13 protein-coding genes are annotated in these 14,634 nt (G+C 32.7%); 2 read left to right on the top strand and 11 right to left on the bottom strand.

The genetic code is table 11. From position 1 onward, the window contains the following. Nucleotides 1–2: 2 nt before the first annotated feature. From LX95_RS02655 to LX95_RS02640, 4 genes are read right to left on the bottom strand one after another with little or no spacing between them, the layout of a single operon-like run. The gene (locus LX95_RS02655; protein WP_111539862.1) at nucleotides 3–962 is read right to left on the bottom strand and encodes a hypothetical protein; all 960 of its coding nucleotides are present in this window, start codon (nucleotides 960–962) and stop codon (nucleotides 3–5) included. Then, nucleotides 962–2,638, bottom strand: coding sequence for a DUF6909 family protein (locus tag LX95_RS02650; RefSeq protein ID WP_111539861.1), 1,677 nt, complete (start codon nucleotides 2,636–2,638; stop codon nucleotides 962–964). The genes LX95_RS02655 and LX95_RS02650 overlap by 1 nt, the downstream gene beginning before the upstream one ends. An 11-nt stretch (nucleotides 2,639–2,649) precedes the next feature. Beyond that, nucleotides 2,650–4,140 (bottom strand): GH3 family domain-containing protein, encoded by a 1,491-nt coding sequence (locus tag LX95_RS02645; protein ID WP_111539860.1) that lies wholly within the window; start codon nucleotides 4,138–4,140, stop codon nucleotides 2,650–2,652. Nucleotides 4,141–4,146: 6 nt separating this feature from the next. Next, complete coding sequence (locus LX95_RS02640) at nucleotides 4,147–5,016, bottom strand: M23 family metallopeptidase (RefSeq protein WP_111539859.1); 870 nt, start codon at nucleotides 5,014–5,016, stop codon at nucleotides 4,147–4,149. A gap of 245 nt (nucleotides 5,017–5,261) precedes the next feature. Here LX95_RS02640 and LX95_RS02635 point away from each other — a divergent pair, with 245 nt between their 5' ends. Beyond that, nucleotides 5,262–5,477 (top strand): twin-arginine translocase TatA/TatE family subunit, encoded by a 216-nt coding sequence (locus tag LX95_RS02635; protein ID WP_111539994.1) that lies wholly within the window; start codon nucleotides 5,262–5,264, stop codon nucleotides 5,475–5,477. A gap of 70 nt (nucleotides 5,478–5,547) precedes the next feature. On the opposite strand, the gene LX95_RS02630 is transcribed toward LX95_RS02635, so the two are convergent. The 3 genes from LX95_RS02630 to LX95_RS02620 are packed head-to-tail and all read right to left on the bottom strand — an operon-like array spanning nucleotide 5,548 to nucleotide 9,363. After that, a complete protein-coding gene (locus tag LX95_RS02630) occupies nucleotides 5,548–6,522 on the bottom strand; it encodes a DUF4837 family protein (protein WP_111539993.1) in 975 nt (324 codons plus the stop codon). A 32-nt stretch (nucleotides 6,523–6,554) separates the two neighbouring features. Beyond that, nucleotides 6,555–8,138, bottom strand: a complete 1,584-nt coding sequence (locus LX95_RS02625) for a lytic transglycosylase domain-containing protein (RefSeq protein WP_111539858.1) — start codon at nucleotides 8,136–8,138, stop codon at nucleotides 6,555–6,557. A 37-nt stretch (nucleotides 8,139–8,175) separates the two neighbouring features. After that, the gene (locus LX95_RS02620; protein ID WP_111539857.1) at nucleotides 8,176–9,363 is read right to left on the bottom strand and encodes a phosphoglycerate kinase; all 1,188 of its coding nucleotides are present in this window, start codon (nucleotides 9,361–9,363) and stop codon (nucleotides 8,176–8,178) included. Between the two features lie 88 nt (nucleotides 9,364–9,451). On the opposite strand from LX95_RS02620, the gene LX95_RS02615 reads away from it, so the two are divergent. After that, nucleotides 9,452–10,585, top strand: coding sequence for a DNA polymerase III subunit (locus LX95_RS02615; protein ID WP_111539856.1), 1,134 nt, complete (start codon nucleotides 9,452–9,454; stop codon nucleotides 10,583–10,585). A 66-nt stretch (nucleotides 10,586–10,651) separates the two neighbouring features. Here the strand turns inward: LX95_RS02615 and LX95_RS02610 are convergent, their stop codons facing one another. The 4 genes from LX95_RS02610 to mnmG form a co-directional block, all read right to left on the bottom strand. Continuing rightward, nucleotides 10,652–11,164, bottom strand: a complete 513-nt coding sequence (locus LX95_RS02610) for an OmpH family outer membrane protein (protein ID WP_317047002.1) — start codon at nucleotides 11,162–11,164, stop codon at nucleotides 10,652–10,654. 199 nt (nucleotides 11,165–11,363) lie between these two features. Continuing rightward, on the bottom strand, nucleotides 11,364–12,212 hold the full coding sequence (locus LX95_RS02605; protein WP_111539855.1) for a class I SAM-dependent methyltransferase: 849 nt from the start codon (nucleotides 12,210–12,212) through the stop codon (nucleotides 11,364–11,366). Between the two features lie 3 nt (nucleotides 12,213–12,215). Then, entirely contained in the window at nucleotides 12,216–12,719 is a 504-nt protein-coding gene (locus tag LX95_RS02600) for a hypothetical protein (RefSeq protein WP_111539854.1), read from the bottom strand. Between the two features lie 33 nt (nucleotides 12,720–12,752). Continuing rightward, nucleotides 12,753–14,624, bottom strand: coding sequence for a tRNA uridine-5-carboxymethylaminomethyl(34) synthesis enzyme MnmG (gene mnmG / locus LX95_RS02595; RefSeq protein ID WP_111539853.1), 1,872 nt, complete (start codon nucleotides 14,622–14,624; stop codon nucleotides 12,753–12,755). Nucleotides 14,625–14,634 lie beyond the last annotated feature (10 nt).

The raw sequence follows: 14,634 nt of genomic DNA, 5'->3' as shown, positions 1-14,634 counted from the left end.
ATTTATTTTCTTTCAAGGTTTCTAGCTTTAACAAGAATCCCTTTTATAAATAAGATTACAAAAAATAATAAGATTAAAAATATAGGCGTCAAAATCATCTTATTTTTACTCATGAAAGGCTTTTCATCTAATTTTTTAGGGGACCCTTCGTCTAAAACTTTTAAGAATTCTTGATTTTTTATTCTTTGTTGAATAAGGTCACTTGTTTCTTTTTGAAGTTCTGACCTTCTTGAAATAAGACCGTTAAAATCAAAGTTTGCACCATTTACAACAATACTATTTGATCCGTCTGGTTTGTTCTGACTATAGTTTTCTATTAATAGATTAAGAGATTTTATAAAATCCTTATTGTGAGAAATTTGAGAAGTTATATAAGCCGTTTGATCTTTATAAAGTTCATTGAAATACTCATTATTTCTAAGGTACTTTAAAACCTTTTTTAGAAGCATTTTAGAATCATAATCGCTTGGATGTTGAAGTGTTAATTTATGAGTCTTAACCGAATTTTTAAGGAACTCCTCTCTTTCATTATCTTCTAAAGATTTAGATTCTTCCAAATATTCCATATAAGCTTCTTCCTCGTTTGATATTTCTCTAAAGAAATAAACGGGTTTTACTTTTAAGCTAATTTTAGACAAGCCTTCTTGCTGAAATTCTTTTTTAATCCCCTCATCTGCAACAGATAATTTAAAATTTAGCTCTTCCACCTTTTTGTAAAGATATGCTGCTCCTTCAAAATCAGTAGAAACAATAGTATCAGTTTGCAAATAGTTTACCGTATTTTTATTCCAGAAATACCCTAAAATTAACCCTATAATTATTATTACAGTTAAAATGATACCATAGCTTAAAAAGAAATTAATCATTCTAAGAAATGAGTTTCCTATAGATCTAAATCCGTTTTTTATAATTTGTAAAAGATCCAAAAGATCTATTTCCTCTTTATGATTTGTTTTGCTCATTATGATTTAAAAATTTGTTCTAGTATTTTTTCTGTAATTAAATATGTTGGTTTTACTCCTGAAGTTCCTAAACCTCCTGAAGCTAACGTGCTTCCCGTCTCTAAGGGATTATCACTTGCATAATAAGCATATCTTACTTTGACATCTGACTGAATATTACTTCGTAATTTTGCCGCTGCTTGAATGGCTTTTTGGTAATGCGCTCCTTCCATCTCTAAACCAATAACATTCCAAGTAGAATCGTGGAAAAAACGTAATATATCTTTATTTTGCAAAGATGTTCCTAATACAGTAACCATAGCTCCGTCAAAAACATCTATGCCGTTACCTTCTAAATCTTCTTTACTCAATTCATTAATAAAAGGATAATTATCTGCTGTGCCTTCAAATAAATGAGCATTAGGTATCATTATATCGCTTTTACCACCTTCTAAAATCCCTGCTTTTCCCATGATAGATATAGAATCTACATGGAGATGAAATTCTTCATCTTCAATAGCGTAAGGTTTAAGCAATTCATCCATCGTTTCATAGGCTTGCTCTCCGAAAGCATAATCCATCACAATAATAACTGGAGCCTCTTCTTCTTCCGCTTTAAAGCGATCTTCGTGATGGTTAATTTTACCAGTATCAAAAATTTGAACATCAATATTGGTACCGCTATGATCTTCTAAAAAAGTCATTCCTTTTTCTAAAGCAACTTTCATCACTTTAGTTCTTAATTTACCATTTGCAGAGTTACTTAATGCTTCATAAACCTCCTGTGTAGATTTTTTCTTTAATTCAGTTTGCAAAGCCAAAGGTGCATAAAGCGTATTCATTACACTATGCATATTCGCACTAATGATATGTAACTTTCTATTGAGTAAACCTTTTTCAACAAGCGTTTTCTTTATATGATCTGCCCAAATTTCTCCGTGAATGTGATGTCCCAATCGCTCTCTCAAAACCGGACTAAAAGTTACAATACGTTTATTATTATTAATTACTTCATCTATAGCAAGCTTACCTAAATGGTAAATAATATGTAAAAATCTTTCTTCATTTTTAGGCTGACTAAATAAAGGATGTACTAACCTTACTTCATTAAAAGTTCTTCCTAAAATATTGGCAGTATGTGTCAAAGCAATTTCTCTTTCTGCTTCTGTTAAAGACGGTTGTTGAACTGCAATTTCTAATTTTTTCCAGTCTCGTGTAACGTTTCCCTCTTCATCAATCATTACTCTTCGCATAATCTTATGCGATTCAATAAATAAGAAAGTAAGATGAGTTAGAATATCATAGATCTCAGATCTTCCTCTGGTAATTTCTATATTCATTTGTTCCTCATCTATGCGATAGCAATTTCTTCTACGCTTAGGCGGAACTATAGGTTTAAAATGTGAATTTGCATAACCTTCATCACTGGTTAGGTTAATGAATCTACATTCTTCAATTCCTATAGGTAAACGGTCTATCACGTATAATAAACCATTTAATTCTAATTTATCTTCTCCTACAGATCCATAAATTTCTGGTCTTAAGGTAAGCAGTGCTTCTCGTAGAGTTTCTCCCGATACTCCCATAGGTTTATAAAAACCACGATTAAACAAGTGGCGCATTGTAATATACAAACGCTCAATAGCATTAGAGCTTTCTTGCGCTCTATTTCGTCCTTGTGTTTTAAATTTATTCACACGCTTATATTTTATAGTTGTTGATGTAAAGCATCGGCAATTTTTCTTTCATTCGATAATCTAGGAATCTTATTTTGACCTCCCAATTTCCCAATAGACTTCATATATTCTTGAAATCCATTTTTCTTTACGGAAGTGATTACCAAGGGTTTTAAAATTTTCCCCGATATTAAATCTAAATAATAACTATTTTGTTCTTGTAAGTATTTATCTAAACTTTGGGCAAATATATCTAAATTTTTAGGTTCTCCTTCAAACTCTATCAACCATTCGTGATAAGGTAAGCCTTCTGGCGGATTGGTTTGTGGAGCGACCGTAAATTCGCTAATTTCTATGCCATGTTCTTTTACCGCTTTTTTCATAGCATACTCCACTTCTTTTGCAATAACATGTTCTCCAAATGCCGAAGTAAAGTGTTTTATTCTTCCCGATACAATTACTCGATATGGTTTAACAGAAGTAAACATTACTGTATCTCCCAAATTATACGCCCAAAGTCCTGCATTGGTAGAAATAATCATCACGTAATTAACGTCTTTTTCTACTTCTCCAATCGTTAATCTTATTGGGTTCTCTTCAAAAAATTCCTCAGTTTTAATAAATTCATAGAAAATTCCCGCATCAAGTCTAAGTAACATCCCTGGTTGGTTTTGCTTGTCTTGGTAAGCAAAAAATCCTTCAGAGGCAGGAAAAAGTTCTATACTGTCTATTTTTCTTCCGATAAGGGAATCAAACTTAGTACGGTAAGGTTCAAAATTTACTCCTCCATAAATGAGTAAATCAAAATCAGGGAAAATCTCTCCCACTTTTTTTCCAGTTTTTTCTACTAGACGTTCAAAATACATTTGCAACCAAGAAGGGATTCCGCTAAAAACACTCATGTTTTCAGGTAATGTTTCTTCTACGATTGCATCTACTTTGGTTTCCCAGTCTTCAATGCAATTGGTTTCCCAACTCGGTAACCTGTTTTTTTGAAGGTAACTAGGAACATAATGAGCTACAATACCCGATAATCGTCCCAGTTTAATCCCGTTCTTTTCTTCCATCTCTGGACTCCCTTGCAAAAAAATCATTTTTCCTGAAACGAAATTTGCTTTTCCCGTTTCTGCAATGTAATTAAGTATGGCATTTCTAGCTCCCGAAATATGGGTAGGCATAGATTCTTTAGTAAGCGGAATGTATTTAGCACCACTTGTAGTCCCCGAGGTTTTAGCAAAATAAAGGGGTTTTCCTGGCCAAAGTATATTTTCTTCTCCCTTTGTCACTTCATCTACATAAGGTTTTAAAGCTTCATAATCCCTAATAGGAACTTGGTCTATAAAATCTTTATGATTACTTATTTTATTAAACTGATGATCTTTTCCAAATTTTGTTTCTTTAGCTGTATTGACTAATTGCTTAAAGACTTTTTGTTGTGTCTCTACAGGATTATTAGCCCATTTATTAATTTGGGATTTAATCACTTTAGCAAATAGTTTAGCTCCAAAAGTTTTTACTGACATAGGCGTTTATTGAAACTCTAAAAAATCGGCGGGGTTCACAGGATAACCGTCACTCCATAATTCAAAATGTAAATGCGGTCCTGTTGAGAAATCTCCCGTAGATCCCGACATCGCAATTACTTCTCCTGCTTTTACCAATTCCCCTTGCTCTTTAGTTAAAGAAGAATTGTGTTTATATACAGAAATCAATCCGTAGCTATGCTCTATAATCATTACATAGCCAGTATCTGCAGTCCATTCGGCAAAGATCACTGTTCCATCTGCGGTAGATTTAACCGGAGAGTTTTCTTTAGCAATAATATCTACGGCATAGTGTTTTTCTTTAGCATTATAACCTTCAGAAATTTTTCCGTTTAACGGAGGAAAAAGCTTTACTGCTGTCTTAGCAACGGCTTCGTCTACTACATTATATTTATCCTCTTGCTCGACTTCTTTTCGCAATATAGAATCGGTAACCGAAGGTTGAAAGTTAACAGAGTCTGAGCTAATGGAAGTACTCGTATCTAAAGTATCTTCTTTAAAGTCTAACGGACTTATCTCTCCATTTAAAACTCGTTTTATAGAAGTAAAATATTGATTTTGTTTATGTATCACCTGCTGTAAAGAATCTGTTTTATAAACCAACTGGGTAGCGGTTTCTTTAAGCTTAGGTGAAGAATATCCTGGAATGTATTCTCTTAAAGGAGTAAAAGCTATTAATAATGTGGTTAATACAATTAATACAATCGCAGAAATCCCAATGGTGACAAACACATTAAGTTGGGTAAGCCGATATGAAAAACGTTCTTCAAAAGTGTCTTCATTGAGGATTACCAATCGGTATTTATGCAATAATTTTTTTGCAAATTTTTTTTTATCCTTTCTTTTTTTGGTCATACACTAAAATTAGTTATAAATACCTGTTGTGCATTTTAAAAAATTTATAAATTCTATTAAATTTCACTCTTTCTTATAAATGAAGTTTGAATCTCAAAAACCGCTCCGTTTCCTATTTCGTATATTATATGTAATAAAACGTGTAACGAGTTACAAATATAAGATAATATATTGTGAGGATTTATGCTCTTGTTAACGTAAGGATTAAATATTAATTACTAAATTTGTTTAGTTTTAAATTAGAAATTATGTCATTAAGTATATTTTTAGGAATGATTGGGGCTCCTCAAATTATTCTAATTGTAATCGTAATTTTATTGATTTTTGGAGGAAAGAAAATTCCAGAATTAATGAGAGGACTTGGTAGTGGTATCAAAGAGTTTAAAGATGCTTCTAAAGATGAAGAGGAAGAAGGTAGCGTAAAGCCCGATACAAGCAAACACGTAGAAGATAAAAAATAATTTATTTTAGTATAAAAACAAAAAAGCAGGATTTTAAAATCCTGCTTTTTTTATTCCGTAAAGTTATTTTTTATTTGAGTTTAGCTGATTTTAAAATAGCTTCTAGCTCAAAAATATTATCACGCTTAGTTGCTGAAGGCCTAAATACAAACCCTTCTAAAATTACATAACGATTGTTTTTCTCATCTTTTACAGCATAGTTAATAAAAGGACCTGCCATAAATGCATTTTTCACTTCCCATGTACCTCTTGTCTCGTATGCAAATTTACCATCTATTTTAGAGGTAAATAAATATGGAGCATAAGCTTCTTCTGTAATTAAAAAAGAGCCTTCTGTAGGTCCAGGAACACGCTCTTTTCCTATAGAGTCTCTCATTTTTATGATATTCCCGATCACGTTTGTATCTTTATCTATAACACGAAAAGGGACTTCGTAAACCAAAATCTCCATACTTCCATTAGGAATGTCCTTTCTTATCCAAAAGAAATCTTCATCGGTTTTAGCATAGCGATAGGCTGTAGGAAACTTTAAGCTTACTCCTAAATTTTCTTCTAATAATTTATCTGCTTTTAGCGATTTTGAAATTCTTCGCTGTTGTTCTTTAATTTCAGTATCCTTAAAACTTTTAATGATTTCATCATTATGAGCATTTAAAGTCTCTATGATCGCCTCTTTAGAAGGTCCAGAAACAAAAATACCTGTCTGCGGTTTAGCAAAAGTATCTTTAACTACTTCAAATTGTGGAGCTTTAGATTGACCTACTTTTAAGAACGTTCTATTATTCTGTACAAAGCCCGAAAATGCTTTTGGCGGAATTTGATTCATAGAAAACAAAGGCTCCTGTTGTGGTAAACCATCTACAGGGGATGCCAAGTTTTCTCTTAGAACTTCTCCTATTTCTCCTTCCCAAAGGTTGTTATCTACAATTATAGAAAGATTGTTGAGTCTTCCGCTAGAATTACTTAAGTTTTGCTTCTTATTCACTTCATCATCACAAGAAGTAAATAAAATTCCGATAAGGAAAAGGTATAAAAAGTTTTTCATCATGGTTAGCTTATGATTTTTGATATCTGCTTTTAACCGTTAGAAATTTTTAATTTCATTCCCGGTTTTAATTTGTTACCGCTAATATCATTCCACTTTTGAATATTCTTAACACTAACTCCAGGAAATTTTCTAGAAATACTCCATAAAGAGTCTCCTTGTTTTACAGTATACGTTTTGCCAGAAATTGTTCTTGCTTTTTTGGTACTACTTACACTCGCTGTAGCTACTGGCTTTCGAGGGTAAATTGTTAATCGCTGACCTATTTTTAAGCTATTGCTTCGTAAGCCATTCCAGCGTTTTATACTGCTAATTCCCACCCCGTATTTTTCAGCAATTTTTCCTAAATAATCTCCGCTTCTTACTCTATAACGTATTCTATCTTCTGCTTCAACTAAGTTGGGTAATCCTTTTTCTTCTTGTTCTTTGGCAATTTGCTCTTCTACAAAATTATAAATGAGATCTTCATTAGAGACAAATACTCCTGCTTCCCTTAACGGAAGTCTTACGTAATACTCTTCATCATCTATATAAGGAATAATATCTATTTTATAACTTGGATTTAAGAAACTCAACAACTCTTTATCTACTCCAGTAACCGTTGATATTTGATCAAATTTGATGAGTTTTTTAACCTTAATTGTATCGGTTTCAAAATACGTAATTTCTGGGCGGTAAGGTTTAAAACCGTGCTCATCTGCATATTCAAATAAATACATGGTAGCAATAAAAGCTGGTACGTAACCTGCGGTTTCTCTTGGTAAATAGTTTCTTAACTCCCAATAGTCTTTGTTTCCTCCGCTTCTTCTTATCGCTTTAGCTACATTTCCTGGACCCGAGTTGTAAGAGGCCAATGCTAAATCCCAATCGCCAAAAGTTCCGTAAAGATTAGATAAATACTGGCAAGCAGCTTCGGTGGCTAAAACAGGATCCATACGTTCATCTACATAGCTACTCACATCTAAGCCGTGCATTTTCCCCGTAGCAAACATAAACTGCCATAAACCTGTAGCTCCCACTCTAGACTTTGCTCTGGGATTTAAAGCCGACTCTACTATGGCTAAATATTTCATTTCTAAAGGAATGTCGTACTTATCTAATTTTTCCTCGAACATAGGAAAATAATACTGACTTAAGGATAACAGCTTTTCTACCGACTCTTTCCTTCTTTTAATGTAGTAATTGATAACACTTTCTAAAGATGGGTTATACTCTACCCTAAATGGCGTTTTAGCATTGATCTTGGCTAACCTTGCTTTTAAGGTATCGGTAGGAATCTCCTTATAGGTAACCGAATCTAAACTTCCCGCTACCAAAACAGACTCACTCATAGTTTCATAAAGATCTGAATTTAAAAGTTTAGATTTCCATAAAGAATCTATCTTTCTAGCTTCGTGATAATCTCCTAGAAAAATTTGCGTAGAATCCTTTTCAATACTTGGCATGGGAGTTACCGCAGAAAAATTTGGCACTACCTCTTTTACCAATTGTCTTGTACTATCTATTACAATAATCTCTCTCTTACTTACAGTATCTTTTACTTTCTTTTTGGGTTTGTCTTGAGCTAAACCCGTTAACGATGTAAGCAAAAATAGAATTGGCAAAAATTTATTCATCAAAAATGGTTTTCTGTTTTTTATCAAAAATTGTTCCTTAATTATCTTTAATAGCTTCAATGCCTGGTAAAGATTTTCCTTCTAGCATTTCTAGCATTGCTCCTCCTCCTGTAGAAACATAACTTACTTTATTTTCAAAACCAAATTGTTTCACAGCAGCCACACTGTCTCCTCCACCTACTAACGAAAAAGCTCCGTTTTTTGTTGCTTCTGCAATAGCATTTCCTAAAGCAACCGTTCCTGTAGAGAACTTAGGCATTTCAAATACACCTAGAGGTCCGTTCCACAATATAATTTTAGATTTAGCGATAACATTAGCGAAGTTTTTGTTGGTTTCTTCTCCTACATCTAACCCCATCCATCCGGCAGGGATTTCATTTATTTTTTCTGTTTTAATGTTTGCATCGTTAGAAAAAGCATCAGCGATTAGAGCGTCTACAGGTAGGTGAACTTCCACATTTTTTTCTTTGGCTTGTTTTAAAATTTCTAAAGCCAAATCTAATTTATCATCTTCTACAAGTGAATCTCCTACATTTCCGCCTTGAGCTTTAATGAAAGTAAAGGTCATTCCTCCACCTATAATTAGGTGGTCTATTTTATCTAAAATATTTTCAATAACCGTAATTTTTGAAGAAACTTTAGCTCCGCCTAAAATTGCGGTTACAGGCTTTTCGGAAGAATTGAATACTTTATCAATACTTTCAATTTCCTTAGCCAGTAAAGTACCAAAGCATTTATCTTTAAAATATTTAGCCACTACAGTTGTAGAAGCATGTGCCCTGTGTGCAGTACCAAAAGCGTCGTTTACATAAATATCACCATGTTGAGCTAGTTGTTCCGCGAAAGCGTCATTTCCTTTTTTCTCCTCCTCATGAAACCTTAAGTTTTCTAACAACAACACTTCCCCGTTTTGTAAATTTTTAGAAGCTTCTAGAGCATCTTTCCCAACGCAGTCATCAACAAATTTTATTTGCACTCCAATTACTTCAGTAACTTTATCTACAATATGTTTTAGAGAGTATTTTTCTTCTTTTCCTGAAGGTCTGCCCAAATGTGACATAAGCACTACGCTACCGCCGTCTTCTAAAACTTTAGTAATGGTTTCTTTAGCCGATTGTATTCTAGTCGCATCGGTTACCTCAAAATTATCGTTTAAGGGTACATTAAAATCTACGCGAATAAGAGCTTTTTTATCTTTAAAATTGAAATCGTTAAGTGTTTTCATGAAAAGTTTTTTTCAAAGTTAAATAATTATCACATTTGAGTGCATCAAGCGGTAAAATAAATTAAAATTTAGTTAATTTCGTCTTCCTATGTTGTTTTCAGAAATTTTAGGTTTAGACCACATTAAGAAGCATCTTACCACGAGTATAGATAGCGGAAGAATACCCCATGCTCAACTTTTTGTAGGTAAAAACGGGAGCGGAACTTTGCCTACTGCCATTGCTTATGCAAGGTATTTATTGTGCAATGACAGCGATAGAAAAGAGGCTTGTAATCTTGCGTTTAACAAACTTGCTCATCCAGATTTACATTTTACTTATCCTGTTGCAAACAATGATAAAGTTAAAAAGAACGCTGCTGCCGAAGATTTTACTGCCGAGTGGCGAGAGTTTGCTCTATCTTTTCCTTACGGAAGTGTATTTGATTGGTATCAAACCCTAGGAATAGAAAACAAACAAGGAAATATTAGTGTTAGAGATGCTCAAAATATTCTTAAGACTCTAAGTTTAAAATCTTATGAAGGAGGTTACAAGGTGATGATTATTTGGGAAGCCGATAAACTAAACACTTCTGCCTCTAACAAATTATTAAAACTGATTGAAGAACCGCCAGAGAAAACCATTTTCATTTTAGTTACAGAAAATGAAGAGCAAATTTTACAAACTATCCGTTCGCGTTGCCAGGCTTTACATTTTCCTCCGTTAGGGGAAAGCGTTATTGCAAAAGCATTAGAAGAAAAGGGGGTCGCTTCCGCAGAAGCGATAAAAATAGCGCACAAATCTGACGGAAGTTATACGTTAGCATTGCATATGCTAGAGCATCACGAGAGTGAAGACTTATTTGAAAGTTGGTTTATCACTTGGGTAAGATCTGCGTTTAGAGCAAAAGGTAATAAAGCTGCCATTAAAGATATTTTACAGTGGAGCGAAGATATTGCTGCTACAGGAAGAGAAACCCAAAAGAAATTTTTACACTATTGCCTCGATTTTTTTAGACAAGCTTTACTGTACAATTATAACAGTCAATCTCTAGTTTATTTAGAGCCAGAAACTCCCGGGTTTGAGCTTAAAAAATTCGCTCCGTTTATACATAGTAATAATATTTTGCAAATTACTGAAGAGGTAGAAAAGGCTATCTATCATATAGAACGCAATGTAAATTCTAAAATTACTTTGGCAGATTTATCTATAAAACTTACTCGTTTGTTACATCAAAAAGAATAAGTATTTAAAATACAAACAAAAAAAGCCTGCTAAATAGCAGGCTTTTTTTTTATAATAAGATTCAGTTTATTTTGCACTTTCATTTAATGCTTTCAAAACTTCTTCGGTAATATCTCTACCTTCTTTTGCATACATAATGTTAGCTGACTCGTTAGAACCAAAAATGTAAGTATATCCATTTTTCTCTCCATAGTCTGCCACAAAATCTTTTACTTTAGTAATCAATGAGTCAATTACCACGTCGCTTTCCTCTCTCAATTGATTGCTTTGCATTTGTTGCTGACGTTGTAACTGCTGTTGTTTTTGCATAAGCATAGATTCTTTTTCTTGCTTTTCTGCAGATGATAACGAAGCAGATTTTTGTTGATACTGCTGTACTTCTAATTGAAATTGTTGAGCTACAGAATCTAATTCTTTTTTAAGCTTTTCAGACTTTTTGGTAAATTTTGCTTCAGTAGATTTCATTTCTTTAAAATCTTGAATCAATTGTGTATTATCTACATAAGCAGTTTTTTCTTGATTACAAGAAGATAATACTACCGCACCAAAAACTAAAAGGATGACTTTCTTCATTTTCATTTTATTAAAATTTTTTGCTAAAGTAATAAGTATTCTATAAAAATCTGATTAAAATAGACATATATTTAAAATCAATCACAAAATACATTTCTATAGATATTATCTATATATAATTAGTAAATATAATGCTATTTAAACGTTTTATTTAAATTTAAACACTAAGTTGTTATATTACTACATGAACCGCTCTTAGAGCGGCTTATTTGGCTTTTTGAAAGGTATAGATATGAGAAGAATAGTTTTGAGTGGTTTTAGCTTTGAAATTACTCTTTAAACCCACTTTAAATGCTTTGAAATAATTTGGAGACTTATTTTTATATTTTTCAGATAATAAACTTACATAAAAAGAATCAAACCAAAGTGGATGAATTGATTTTTGAACAAAATTATATTTAGTAAATAAACTTTTAATTCCTTGTTTTGAAAAATGCCATAAATGTCTTGGTACATCATAGGCTGCCCAATACTCCTTATAGTATTTTGCATCGTAGCTTTCAAAATTAGGAACAGCAATTACTAAAACTCCGTTTGGCTTTAATAAATGATGAAACTGTTCAATTTGTTCTTTTAGATTTGGAATATGTTCTAATACATGCCAAAGTGTAATGACATCAAACTTTTCATTATTGAAACTTGATAGATCTCTTAATAAATTTAGATTTTTGCTTTTGGCTAAGTTTCTTGCTTTTTCGTTTGGTTCTACTCCACTTACCTTCCAATTATGCTTAGAAATATATTGTAAAAAATCTCCTGTCCCTGCACCAATATCTAAGATTGTTTTTTCTTCTGTAGCAAATGAATTGATCAATTTTAGCTTCTGCGCAAGCATCATTTTTTTTACAGATTGATACGCTTTATCAAATAGACTTTTTGAAGAATCTGTATGCGAAATATAATCTTCACTTTTATAATATGAAGGAAGTTCTTCTAAAGAAGGTTGCGGATGAGTTATTAAAATATCCTTTTCCGCATTCCAAACTAATTGAAACTCTTGTTGAGAAACAGTATAATCTTTACAAGATAGATAAACCTCAGTCGTTTTTTCCATGGATTAATTTAGATAATTTTTATAACGAAGAAGTTTATTAATAATAGCTTTACTTTTCATAGAAGGAGGTGATAAAACATCTTTACCATTATCATCGGTTACTTGAACGTGAAGATAATTGTAATACGTGGTATCTGGATGAGGGTCTTCGTTTTTCCTATTCAAATTTTCATCATCGCTTTTTAAAGATTCTTTTATTATAAACCCAAGCAAATTAACCATGACATCTTTATCTCTACTACTGTAAATAAAAACGTTTAAATTCTCATCAGGAAAAAGCTGATCTGTCGTAAAATATTGAGGCATGTAAGAGGTCTTAATTTTGAAAAAAGACTTAGATTTTTTTTCAAAATTTGTTCTATTTCCTGTGTATTCAAAAACAAATATCGAACTATTTTCGTTTTTTATTTGGTCTAATTCATAAACTTCTATATCTCTTGCTTTATGAATATAAAAACAAGATTGAAACAAAAATGAAATTAAAATTAAAACGAAAATTTTTCTCATCAATTGAAATGTTCCACGTGGAACATTTAAAATTTATCTTCCTAAATACACCAATAAAACTGAAATATCTGCCGGACTTACTCCACTTACACGAGAAGCTTGTGAAACCGTAGTAGGCTGTATTTTATTTAATTTTTCCCTAGCTTCTAAAGACATCGATTGGATAGGAGAATAATCAAAATTTGCAGGAATTTTTAAATTTTCTAAACGTTGAAGTTTATCAGCGTTATTTTTTTCCTTATCAATATAACCCGAATATTTAACTTGTATTTCAGCTTGTTCTAAAACCTCTTCATCTAATTGATGCTTTTGCACGTAATTTTCTACAGCAACAAATTTTCTAACATCTTGCATAGCTATATTAGGTCTTGCAAAAAGTTTAAACATTTTGCCGCTTTGTTTTACTGAAGCAGAATTGTTTTCTTCTAAAACAGGGTTTGCTTCTTCGGGAGAAACGCTTGTTTCTTTAAAGAAGTTCACGAAATTTTGTGAGGCCTCTTTTTTCTCATGCATTCTTTTTAATCTTTTCTCTGAGGCTAAACCAATATTATAGCTTTTCTCCGTTAAACGGAAATCTGCATTATCTTGTCTTAACAACGTACGATACTCTGCACGAGAGGTAAACATTCTATATGGCTCTTCTGTACCTTTTGTAATTAGATCGTCTATAAGAACCCCTATATATGCTTCATCTCTTTTTAATATAAATTCTTCTCTTTCTTGAACTTTTAAAGCGGCGTTTATTCCTGCCATTAACCCTTGAGAAGCCGCTTCTTCATAACCAGTAGTTCCGTTAATTTGACCCGCAAAATAAAGCCCTTTAACCAATTTGGTTTCTAAGGTATGTTTGAGCTGTGTTGGTGGAAAATAATCATATTCTATCGCATAGCCAGGTCTAAAGAATTTAACGTTTTCAAAACCTGCTACAGATTTTAGAGCTTTGTATTGAACATCTTCTGGTAAACTAGTAGAAAAACCATTAACATAATATTCTACGGTATTCCATCCTTCTGGCTCTACAAACAATTGATGACGATCTTTATCTGCAAATCGGTTAATTTTATCTTCTATACTCGGACAATATCTTGGCCCGACACTTTCAATTCTACCATTAAACATTGGAGAACGGTCAAAGCCTTCACGTAAAAGATCATGCACTTGAGTAGAAGTGTATGTCATATGACAAGAACGTTGATTCTTTAAAGGCTGTGTGATATCTAAATAAGAAAATTTAGCCGGTACTTCATCTCCTGGTTGTTCAATCATTTTAGAGAAATCTAAAGAACGACCATCAACTCTTGGAGGTGTACCCGTTTTCATTCTACCAGATTCAAAACCTAGTTCAACAAGATCTGCAGTAATTCCTGTTGCAGCTCTTTCACCTGCTCTACCTCCACCAAAATTTTTATCCCCAATGTGAATTAATCCGTTAAGGAAAGTTCCATTAGTAAGAATTACAGATTTGGCTTTAATTTCAATTCCTAAAGAAGTTTTCACCCCCTTAATTTCTTCACCTTCTATAATTAATCCTGAAACCATTTCTTGATAAAAATCAAGATTTTTAGTTTTTTCCAGCATCAACCTCCAGTCTTCTGCAAAACGCATTCGATCACTCTGCACTCTAGGACTCCACATAGCAGGTCCCTTACTTTTATTAAGCATTTTGAATTGTATAGCACTGGTATCGCTAACGATACCGCTATAACCTCCTAATGCATCAATTTCGCGAACGATTTGTCCTTTTGCGATACCTCCCATTGCAGGATTACAAGACATTTGTGCAATATTTTGAAGGCTCATAGTAATCAATAAAGTCTTACTACCCATATTTGCAGCAGAAGCAGCTGCTTCACTACCGGCGTGACCACCACCAACAACTATTACGTCATATTCATCTAAAAACATAAAATCACCT

The sequence above is a fragment of the Mesonia algae genome (assembly GCF_003253545.1).
GTDB lineage: Bacteria > Bacteroidota > Bacteroidia > Flavobacteriales > Flavobacteriaceae > Mesonia > Mesonia algae.
This window is presented reverse-complemented; position numbering and strand designations above follow the sequence as displayed.

Excerpts from the sequence above, each read along its gene's own strand:
- LX95_RS02655 (WP_111539862.1), bottom strand. The coding sequence starts at position 962 with ATGAGCAAAACAAATCATAAAGAGGAAATAGATCTTTTGGATCTTTTA.
- LX95_RS02630 (WP_111539993.1), bottom strand. The coding sequence starts at position 6,522 with ATGAAAAACTTTTTATACCTTTTCCTTATCGGAATTTTATTTACTTCT.
- LX95_RS02625 (WP_111539858.1), bottom strand. The coding sequence starts at position 8,138 with ATGAATAAATTTTTGCCAATTCTATTTTTGCTTACATCGTTAACGGGT.
- LX95_RS02610 (WP_317047002.1), bottom strand. The coding sequence starts at position 11,164 with ATGAAAATGAAGAAAGTCATCCTTTTAGTTTTTGGTGCGGTAGTATTA.
- LX95_RS02640 (WP_111539859.1), bottom strand. The coding sequence starts at position 5,016 with ATGACCAAAAAAAGAAAGGATAAAAAAAAATTTGCAAAAAAATTATTG.
- LX95_RS02605 (WP_111539855.1), bottom strand. The coding sequence starts at position 12,212 with ATGGAAAAAACGACTGAGGTTTATCTATCTTGTAAAGATTATACTGTT.
- LX95_RS02645 (WP_111539860.1), bottom strand. The coding sequence starts at position 4,140 with ATGTCAGTAAAAACTTTTGGAGCTAAACTATTTGCTAAAGTGATTAAA.
- LX95_RS02615 (WP_111539856.1), top strand. The coding sequence starts at position 9,452 with ATGTTGTTTTCAGAAATTTTAGGTTTAGACCACATTAAGAAGCATCTT.
- LX95_RS02620 (WP_111539857.1), bottom strand. The coding sequence starts at position 9,363 with ATGAAAACACTTAACGATTTCAATTTTAAAGATAAAAAAGCTCTTATT.
- LX95_RS02600 (WP_111539854.1), bottom strand. The coding sequence starts at position 12,719 with ATGAGAAAAATTTTCGTTTTAATTTTAATTTCATTTTTGTTTCAATCT.
- mnmG (WP_111539853.1), bottom strand. The coding sequence starts at position 14,624 with ATGTTTTTAGATGAATATGACGTAATAGTTGTTGGTGGTGGTCACGCC.